8 protein-coding genes are annotated in these 10,156 nt (G+C 31.0%); 1 reads left to right on the top strand and 7 read right to left on the bottom strand.

Annotation, left to right across the window (positions count from 1 at the left end; genetic code table 11):
• Nucleotides 1-497 precede the first annotated feature (497 nt).
• The 5 genes from U9R42_10365 to U9R42_10385 all read right to left on the bottom strand — a co-directional run bounded on the left by U9R42_10365 (nucleotide 498) and on the right by U9R42_10385 (nucleotide 5,816).
• The gene (locus tag U9R42_10365; GenBank protein MEA3496426.1) at nucleotides 498-2,180 is read right to left on the bottom strand and encodes a glutamine--tRNA ligase/YqeY domain fusion protein; all 1,683 of its coding nucleotides are present in this window, start codon (nucleotides 2,178-2,180) and stop codon (nucleotides 498-500) included.
• 148 nt (nucleotides 2,181-2,328) lie between these two features.
• Nucleotides 2,329-3,558, bottom strand: a complete 1,230-nt coding sequence (locus tag U9R42_10370; protein ID MEA3496427.1) for an ABC transporter permease — start codon at nucleotides 3,556-3,558, stop codon at nucleotides 2,329-2,331.
• A 142-nt stretch (nucleotides 3,559-3,700) separates the two neighbouring features.
• Nucleotides 3,701-4,189, bottom strand: a complete 489-nt coding sequence (locus U9R42_10375) for a dihydrofolate reductase (protein MEA3496428.1) — start codon at nucleotides 4,187-4,189, stop codon at nucleotides 3,701-3,703.
• Nucleotides 4,190-4,205: 16 nt separating this feature from the next.
• Nucleotides 4,206-5,000, bottom strand: coding sequence for a thymidylate synthase (locus tag U9R42_10380; GenBank protein ID MEA3496429.1), 795 nt, complete (start codon nucleotides 4,998-5,000; stop codon nucleotides 4,206-4,208).
• A 3-nt stretch (nucleotides 5,001-5,003) separates the two neighbouring features.
• Complete coding sequence (locus U9R42_10385; GenBank protein ID MEA3496430.1) at nucleotides 5,004-5,816, bottom strand: alpha/beta fold hydrolase; 813 nt, start codon at nucleotides 5,814-5,816, stop codon at nucleotides 5,004-5,006.
• Nucleotides 5,817-5,910: 94 nt separating this feature from the next.
• Here U9R42_10385 and U9R42_10390 point away from each other — a divergent pair, with 94 nt between their 5' ends.
• Complete coding sequence (locus tag U9R42_10390; protein ID MEA3496431.1) at nucleotides 5,911-7,005, top strand: isochorismate synthase; 1,095 nt, start codon at nucleotides 5,911-5,913, stop codon at nucleotides 7,003-7,005.
• Between the two features lie 20 nt (nucleotides 7,006-7,025).
• Here the strand turns inward: U9R42_10390 and U9R42_10395 are convergent, their stop codons facing one another.
• Nucleotides 7,026-8,636 (bottom strand): class I SAM-dependent methyltransferase, encoded by a 1,611-nt coding sequence (locus tag U9R42_10395; protein ID MEA3496432.1) that lies wholly within the window; start codon nucleotides 8,634-8,636, stop codon nucleotides 7,026-7,028.
• Nucleotides 8,623-10,156, bottom strand: a 1,534-nt coding sequence (locus U9R42_10400) for an Eco57I restriction-modification methylase domain-containing protein (protein ID MEA3496433.1), incomplete at its 5' end; no start/stop codon positions are given. The genes U9R42_10395 and U9R42_10400, both read right to left, overlap by 14 nt.

The raw sequence follows: 10,156 nt of genomic DNA on the forward strand, positions 1-10,156 counted from the left end.
TGTCTATTCGGAATTTGACTGTTGACTGAAGACTGCTTACTGCTGACTGAGGACTGTTTTTTACTACCTCTGCTAAAAAGCCCGAGATTGTCGCGGTCGTACCTCCCTCACAATGACGATTTTGTGGGTTGTTGTTGTAAGAGTTGTTTATTCGTTTAGATTCTCCTCCGTAGCTTTCGCGAAGGAGGATTTAGTTATCTGTTTATTTGGAATTTGACTGTGGACTGTTTTTTACTGCCGACTGGTAATTTATTTATTCGTAACACATAACTCTAAGTACTTTAGGCACTCTAGGCACTTTAAGTACTTCTTTTTGTTTATTCGGAATTTGACTGAGGACTGTTTTTTACTGCCGACTGCGGACTCGTAATTTGTTTATTCGTAACACATAACTCTAAGTACTTTAGGCACTCTAGGCACTTTAAGTACTTCTTTTTGTTTATTCGGAATTTGACTGGAGACTGCTTACTGCGGACTGCCGACTGCATCTTGCATTCCTATTTCCCTTTCCAAGAATCTCTAAGTGTAACTGTTCTGTTAAAAACAATTTTTTCTTTAGTAGAATCAAGGTCAACGCAAAAATATCCTATTCTTTGAAACTGGAATTTTTCTAATGGTTTAACGTTCTTTAGCATTGGTTCTACTTTTGCATTTATTACTTCAATAGAATCAGAATTTAAATTTGATTTAAAATCTTTTCCTTCCTCTGTTTTATCAGGATTTTCAGTTTTAAATAACCTGTCATACAATTTTACTTCTGCATCAACTGCGTGCTTTACTGAAAGCCAGTGAATAGTACCTTTTACTTTGCGAGTAACTTTAGTCCCGCTTTTTGTAGCAGGATCGTAAGTGCAATAAAGTTCTTTTATTTTTCCTGTTTTTTCATCTTTTAAAAAATCGTTACATTTTATAAAATAAGCACCTTTTAACCTAACTTCTCTACCTGGTCCTAATCGGAAAAATTTCTTTGGAGGATCTTCCAAAAAATCATTTTGTTCAATGTAAATTTCTCTTGAAAAAGGGACTTTTCTCTTTCCCATGCTTTCATCCTCAGGGTTGTTTGTAATTTCCAGCTCTTCTACTTTATCTTCAGGATAATTTGTAATAATTACTTTTAAAGGATTCATAACTGCAAAAACTCTTGCAACTTTTTTATTAAGGTCATTACGTACACTGTGTTCAAGCAGTGCTATATCAATAATGTTATCTCTTTTTGCAATACCAATTTTATCAGCAAAATTTTTGATAGATTCAGGAGTAAAGCCCCTTCTTCTTAAGCCTGTAATTGTTGGCATTCTAGGGTCATCCCATCCCGAAACTATTCCATCTTCTACAAGACTGAGTAATTTACGCTTACTCATAATTGTATAACTCAAATTTAATCGAGCAAATTCAATTTGACGTGGGCGATAAGTTCCTTCAGCAATTTGGTCTAAAAACCAATCGTAAAGAGGGCGATGAACTTCAAATTCAAGTGTACAAAGTGAGTGGGTAATTTTTTCGATAAAATCCGATTGTCCGTGTGCGAAATCATACATTGGATAAATGCACCATTTATCGCCTGTGTTGTGGTGTGTTGCATGTAAGATACGATAAATTGCAGGGTCACGCATGTGCATATTTGGTGATGTCATATCAATTTTTGCTCTAAGGACTTTTTCTCCATCTTTAAAATCACCATTTTTCATTCTTTCCAAAAGGTCAAGATTTGTCTCAACAGAACGATTTCTGTAAGGGCTTTCTTTTCCCGCTTGTGTTGGAGTTCCTCTGTATTTGGAAATTTCTTTTGCTGTAAGGTCGCAAACATAAGCTTTACCTTTTTTTACAATTTTTACTGCCCATTCGTATAATTGATCAAAATAATCTGAAGTATATCTGGCTTTATCTTTCCATTCAAAGCCAAGCCATTCAATATCTTTTTTTATGGAATCAACATATTCAACATCCTCTTTTAGCGGATTGGTATCATCAAATCTCAGATAGGTTGGTCCGTTATATTTTATTCCTAAACCAAAGTTCAAACAAATTGATTTTGCATGTCCTATGTGAAGGTACCCATTTGGTTCAGGTGGAAAACGTGTTACAACTTTTCCTTCATTTTTTTCGTTTTTGATGTCTTTTTCAATAATTTCTTCAATAAAGTTCAAGGATTTATAAGTATTGTCAGGATTATTATTCATTATATTGTTATTAAGGTACAGATTATTTTGGGTGCAAAATAAAGGAATAATAAACGTTTAAAATTGTTTAAATCCTGATTTTTTTTTGAGTTATGGGTTAAGGGAGGTTTTAATACTCTTTGCTTGTTTTCCCTTTACTACGATTTTCTTATTCATACCTCAATGCGTCAATAGGATTTAGTTTTGCAGCTTTTACGGCAGGGTAGTAACCGGCACTTACACCAACTAAAATACTGACAAAATATGCAATAATAATCCAAACCCATGGAATAATAAAATCGCTTCCCATTTGTTTTGCTACTAAATTGCCAATTAAAATACCTGCAATAATACCAATTACTCCACCAATCTGACTAATTATTAATGCTTCAGAAAGGAACTGTATTTTAATGTTGGATATTCTTGCACCAATGGCTTTCATAGTTCCTATTTCTGTAATCCGTTCTTTGACAGAAACAAGCATAATATTCATTAGAGAAACTGCTGAACTAACAAGTGTTACAAGGCTTACAATTAATGTTATTACAGTGATAACGCGTAGTTGACTGGCAATTATGTTTACAAGGCTGTCGCTTTTTTCTATATCAAAATTATTTTTTTCTCCGGGTCTTAATTTCCTGTTCATTCTAAAAATAGCTATAGCTTCATTAACAGCAACATCAAGTTTGTCAATTTGATTAACTTTTACGGTAATATTATAGGAATTATTAGAAGCAGGAATGGTTTTACGAGCTGCCATTATTGGAATTATTACAATATTATCATAAGAAAAACCAAATGTACTTCCTTTTTCTTTAAGTACTCCTATGATTTTTAATTTGTTAGAGCCTACTGTGAGTGTTTTTCCAATAGGGTCGGTATTATCAAAAAGAGATTTTTTTAGCTTTATTCCAATTATTGCAACGTTTGCTCCATACCTTGTTTCAACATTGTTAAAATTTCTGCCCTTTTCAATTTGCAGGCTTGATGTTGTAAAATAATTTTCATCAGTACCTATTACTTGAATTTTAGGATTTGTTTTTTTAGATCGATATTTTACAATTGCATTCCAATGTGCAGTATAATTTATTGATACTGTTGAAGGAAATTTATATTTTTTTTTGAATGATACTGCTTGCCTATAAGTGATTTTAGGAACTGCTTTTTCTCTGCCATCTTCTTCAAAAAAACTTTTGTCATGCAAAGTAAATGAATTGGAACCTAATTGAGAGAAGTTTTTTAACAATGAATTTTTTAATCCATTAACGGCTGTTACCATTCCTACAAGAGCCATTATTCCAAAAACTATTACAAATACTGTTAAAATTGTTCGTAGTTTGTTCCTTTTAACATAGCGGATAGCGATTCCAAGGTTTTGAATATTTACATTACTGCTCATTCTATAAATTTTGTTTATAAAAAACAGAAATCAAATTTATGAATAAATATTTGACTCATCGCAATAATGGATATTTTTCATTAGAAAATTCAGAACTAATCACAGGGAGTTACTAATTTTTTTTTCAAGATACAACTTTGTTTCAACTTACTCTCTCATAAATCACAAAAGAATAATCGTAAGGATTTTTTTCATCTTTTGAGTGTTTTTCTCTTGACATTTCCTTCCATTCCGCTTTGTTTATTTCAGGGAAAAAGGTATCAGCTTCAAAACTTTTATGAACTTCTGTGATGTATAGCTTGTCGGCAAAAGGCAAAAATTGTTTGTAAACAGAGCCACCTCCGATAATAAAACATTCTTCACTTTTATCACACATTTTTTTTGCTTTATCAATGGAGTAAACACTAAATGCTCCATCAAAATTTTCTCCTTCAATATCGGTTATTACAATATTTGTTCTGTTGGGTAAAGGTCTTATTGGTAAGGATTCGTAAGTTTTTTTACCCATAATTATTTTATGATTTGTTGTTAGTTTTTTAAATCTTTTAAGGTCATCAGAAAGATGCCACAACAAATCATTATTTTTTCCTATTGCATTATTTTCAGCTATTGCTACAATTATTGATATCATTTTTTATGTTTTAAAATTATACAGCTATCGGTGCTTTAATATGTGATTGAGGATTGTATCCCACCAATTTAAAATCTTCGTATTTAAAATCAAAAATATTTTTTACATCAGGATTTATTTCCATTTCGGGTAATTTTACGGGAGTTCTACTGAGTTGTAATTTTGCTTGTTCAAGATGATTTAAATACAAATGAGCATCTCCAAAAGAATGAACAAAATCCCCAACTTTTAATCCTGTTACTTGAGCCATCATCATTGTAAGTAAAGCATAAGAAGCAATGTTAAAAGGTACTCCAAGGAAAACATCTGCACTTCGCTGATATAACTGACAGCTAAGTTTTCCATTTGCAACATAAAACTGAAACAGAGCATGACAAGGAGTTAGAACCATTTCGTCCAATTGAGCGACATTCCATGCATTAACAATTATTCTCCTTGAATCGGGATTATTTTTTATCGTATCAACAGCTTTTTGAATTTGATTTATTGCAGCACCTTTGTTGTTGGGCCAGTTAATCCATTGTGCTCCGTAAATTGGTCCTAAGTCTCCGTTTTCATCTTTCCATTCATCCCAAATAGAAACACCATTTTCGTTCAAATATTTTACATTTGTATCGCCTTTTAAAAACCATAAAAGTTCATAAATTATTGACCTCAGATGTAATTTCTTTGTTGTTAAAACAGGAAAACCTTCTGAAAGGTCAAACCTCATCTGATGTCCGAAAATACTTTTTGTTCCTGTTCCTGTTCTATCGTTTTTTGTTGCTCCTTTTTGAAGAATCAACTTCATAAGGTCATGATATTGATGCATAAATTAGTTATTTTTATTCCACGAAAATGAAGTTTGAGCAAAATTTCTGATAAGCTTAAATGATTCTTCTTTAGCTTCAATAAATCCCATGTGTCCAACATTTTTCAAAATTTCTAAAGAAACTTTTTCATTTACCTCAGCTTGTTTTTTTACTTTTTCAACAGCAATTCTGGAATCCTGCTCACCGGAAATAAATAGCACAGGAATATTAAGCCTTTTTAAAGTATCAAGATTGTCTTTTCTTTCTTTCATTCCTTTTATTGCAGAGATGACTCCTTCCTTTGGCGTTTTTTTCGATAGTGCTATTAAGTGTTTTATTTCACTTGAAAATTTTTCTACATTTTGAGGAGCAAAAAGCGAAGGAGTAAATGAATTAATAAAATCAAAATGATTGTTTTCTACAATTTCAACGGTTCTGTCTCTGTTAATTTTTGCTTCTTCGTTGTCAGCTTCAACATGGGAGTGAAACAGAATTAGTCCTTTCAAAAATCTTCTGAATTTTTTTGCAAAAGCTATGGCAGTATATCCGCCCATTGAGTGGCCAACCATCACACACTTATTTATTCCTGAAATTTCAAGAATATTTCTTACTTCTATTGCCATCAAATCCATAGAATGAATTTCATTAATAACACCTGATTTGCCATGCCCCGGAAGGTCAATACTTATTACTCTGAAATTTTTTGAAAGTTTTTTAGAAAAATCTTTCCATATTTCAGTTGATTCAAGAAAACCGTGCAACAGAACAATTACATTTCCTTCTCCGATGTCATCAAAATAAATTTCAGGTGGTGATTTCTTTTTACTTTCGCTCATATTTTATCATTTTCTTAGCAAGCAAAATTACAATTTTTTGCTCTTTAAAAAAAATTGTAATTTTGAAACATAAAAAATATTAACAGCAATTACTTTGAATAGAAATTTCGGAAATACAAAAAACCTTTATCTTTCTAAGTTGAATAAAATATGTTCAACTATTGTTAAAAATAATTTTTCTTATGCACTTTGGAGCTTACCCGGAAAAAGAAAAGTTCAAAAATTGTTTGGCAAATCCTCTTTAATTTCTATTGATAAAATTCAGGATAACTCATTCATTATTTGTCCGTTTGAAAACAGTGAAAAAGTTTTTGCAATTGAAAACAATAATTCAATTGATGAAAATATTTCTATTGATGAAAATTTAAACAACATTCACATTTCTAAAAGCAATAATCAGGGAATAAGTAAAAATGAATATTTAACTCTTGTTGAAAATGGAATTCAGGAAATAAGAAAAGGAGGTTTCCAAAAACTTGTTTTATCAAGGAATTATTTACACTCAATATCCGAAAAATTTAATCCTTTAGATTTTTTTTATAACATACAAAACAAATATATTGATGCTTTCACTTACCTGATAAGCGTACCTGAACTTGGTACTTGGATAGGTGCTTCACCAGAATTATTTTTAAAAAGAAACAAAAAACACACTGAAACCGTAGCACTTGCAGGAACAAAAACCAAAGATGAAATCCAAAAGAATATTTTATTTTCAGAAAAAGAAAAAAAGGAACAAGAAATTGTTTCAGAATATATAAGGGATGTTTTAAAAGAACTTAACATCAACTTTGTTGAACATAAAGCCGAAATCATAAAGGCTGCTGAACTTTGTCATCTTCAAAGCAGATTTGTAACTCAGAACAATGATTTTAATCTCAGTAAATTAATTATAAATTTGCATCCTACACCTGCTGTTTGCGGGACTCCAAAAAAAGAAGCATTTAAATATATAGTCCAAAAAGAAGGTTACAAAAGAGAGTTGTACAGTGGTTTTATCGGACCATATTTTAATAAATATTCATTTGAGTATTTTGTAAATCTCAGATGTATGCAAGTTCACAAAAGCAAAGCAATATTTTATGCAGGTGCAGGGATTTTGTCGGATTCCTGTGCTGAGGATGAATATTTTGAAACTCAGAATAAAATTAGAACATTGCTGTCAACTATTGAAAAAAAGAATTATTAGTTCTACACCAATTCCTATTATTAATCTCGTCCTCTATTTAGTCTCCTTTCAGATAACTTCTTCCAAATACTATCTGCTAATTCAATTTCTTCATCAGTAAAGCCATAAGCTTTTTTCAAGATTTGCTCGTTTGTGATTTTCAATATTTGGTCAATACTTTTTTTATCTCTCATCATTTTATCAATAATAGAAAGTAATTCTGCGTTTTCGGTTTTGTAAGGCAGCAGTATTTTACCTGCTTCGCTTGGCATAAGTTCTAAAACTCCACCTCCATAACTACGTCCAACAATTTCAGAGAATGACAAAGATAAGGAATTATAAAAACTGGCAATAAAAGCTTTTTTATTTGTATCTTTTTTAATAAACACTCTGTGCATAGTGTCAGTTGTATAGGCTTTGGCTTCGTTCAGGATTAACCGGGGATACAAATTATTCCTTCTGATAAATAATGCGTCCGATAATTTAATGGAAGGAATTACAAACCAATCATCACGAATGCTTGTTTTGTAGCCTTTATTAATTCCCATTGACTCGCCTAAATTGATATAGGAATTTGCTCCGCTATTTCCATTAAATTTTTCTTTAGTAGGAAATACTAATAAATGTGCTTTTGCTTTTGTTTGTCTATTAAGTTTCCAATCTTCTTTGGTGAAAATTACACTGTTTACCTGAACGCTTCTACCAACCATTGGTTTTGCAAATTCTTTCAAGTCATAAGCTTCTACAACCGGTAAAGAAACCGTGAAATAATCATTTGCACCTGTGGTAATCCCAACTTCAACATTTGCGTAATTATTAATAGACGGGATTTTTTTATCTTCTGCAATTTTCTCCAGAAAATTTATTTCTTCTTGTTCTAAAAAATAATACGTCCACTTGTTTGATTTGAAATCAATTCTTTTAGAAGGACTTTTAAGAATGTTTACATCTAATTTATCAAGTTCGGAAGCATCTCTTAATTCTAAATGCTCAATCAAATGAGAATCGCTTCCGTTTTTTTCACAAAGCAATAAAACAACTTCCTGTTGAATATTTGGGAAAACTAATTTTTCAAATGAAATGATGTTTATTTTATTGTAAAAATGAGCCAAAAACTCTCGTAACTGTTGAGCATAAGAAACCTGCAATATTTCAGCAGGAATTACAAAACCAATTTTCCCTTTTTCTTTGAGTAGCAAACTCGAACCTACCACAAAAGAAACCCAGGCATTAGTAAGCTTTGAGTATTTTAATTTTGCACGATTAAAAACTTTTATTGCTTCATTCTGCTGTTCTTCATCAAAATATTGATAACGGATGTATGGTGGATTTCCAACCACTAAATCAAATCGCTCTGTAGTCTCATTGCAATACAAATGGAAATCAGTATTTATTACTGACTTTTTATTAAGTTTTATTTGAGCTGTTTTGTTTGCTTCTATCTCGTCAAATTCAATTGCTGTAATTGATTGAAATTCAAGGTTATTGTTTTTTAATTGTTTAAGAAACACACCATCTCCGCAACTCGGTTCTAAAATATCATATTCAGCATTTCCATTGATGCCCCATTTTAAAATAAATGATGCAATTGGTTCAGGAGTGTAAAAGCCACCCCTTAATTTTTCCTTAGATGCATTTTTAATTAGTTGCATATAATTTAGAAATTAAAGGAATAAGGCTATCGCTTTTTCCTAAGTTGAACAATGTGTTTAATGTCTGTTCTAATTCATTCTTTTGGCTATCAAATTGACGTTGTAAAGGAATTAGTTTTCTGTTGTTTCTTTTATTCTTGTCAATTTGACCTTGAATATCAATTAGTCCTTTCTGAATTGAAGCAATTTTATCGTGTATTGCTTTATCTGTTTTGTTATCAAAATCAATAATTCGAATAGGTAGTTTCTTCAGTACTTTAGTTCCTCTTGCGATATATCCGCCTCTAAATACTTCTCCGCTTAATGCTGAAAACCATTCTAAATACTTAGAGTTTAAGAGTGCTTGAATGTAATAAATAGAGTAAGCAAAATCATTAGGTAAAGTAATCATACAATATCCTGCTGTTCCACCTGATGAAATTAGAGTTCCAAAATAATCAATTGCATATTTATTACCCTGTGCCAAAACACCTACAATAATTTTTGCAGGAACATCACATTTATCAAGGCTTTGATGTCTTCCAAAACGATACCATTCGTTAACTGTTTCAGGTGTTGGTTTTATATCTCTTTTTGGATTATTTAATTTGCTTTTATAATGATTTAGAAAAGAAAATAAATTTGGGTAGTTAGATTTCAATTTATCAATTTCAACAAATTGAATTCCCTTTTCTGTTTTTAAATATGGGTAAATAACAAACCTATTTGGACTAAAAGGACGATAAGTATTCAAATTATCATCTCCGCTTGAAGTCTTATAATATGGTCTTGTTAATACTTTTTCTATTTTCCAATCAATATTATCTTTTGAAAAGTAGATGTATTTTTTATCTTCTTTTGTTTTGGAATAGATATAAATATTATTGGCACTTGTTTGAATACCATTGTAAATATTATCAGAACCAATTAAGTTTTCTAAAGTTTCGGATTGTTTATTTATGGCATTGAAAACTGGTTTTAAGATGCTTGGAACAAGAATCCAATCATTTTTTTTAAGTTCATCAAACTTAATGGAATCAAAGTGTTCTTCATTGATTTTTCTTGTTTTCCAATTTTTCAAAGAGTCAACTTCTAAATAATTTAATTCTTTTTGTTTATCATTTTTAAGAATCAATAAACAGGTGTAAGTTGTTTTGTTGTGAAATACTTGGTTTGCACCAAACGAAATAATTTGTTCCACAGATTTGTTTGAAACAAGTAATTCTCTTAGCTTTTTGCCTGCATCTACTTTAGTAAATTTACTTGGTACAATATATCCGAAATATCCTTTTGGTTTCAAAAGGGCTAAACCTCTTTCAATGAATAGAAAATACTTGTCAAATTGTTTAAATGATGATGAATAGTGTTTTTTGTACAAAGGCAATTCCAAAGGTGTAAACTGCTTCATGTGTTCGGTTGCCATATATGGTGGATTCCCCACAATTACATCAAACCTTATTTTACCAAAATCAAAAGGATTTATTTCGTCTTGATTCTTTTTAGTTGTTATGGAACTGTCGATTAGACTGTTTCCAAAATGT

It is taken from the genome of Bacteroidota bacterium (assembly GCA_034723125.1).
GTDB lineage: Bacteria > Bacteroidota > Bacteroidia > CAILMK01 > JAAYUY01 > JAYEOP01.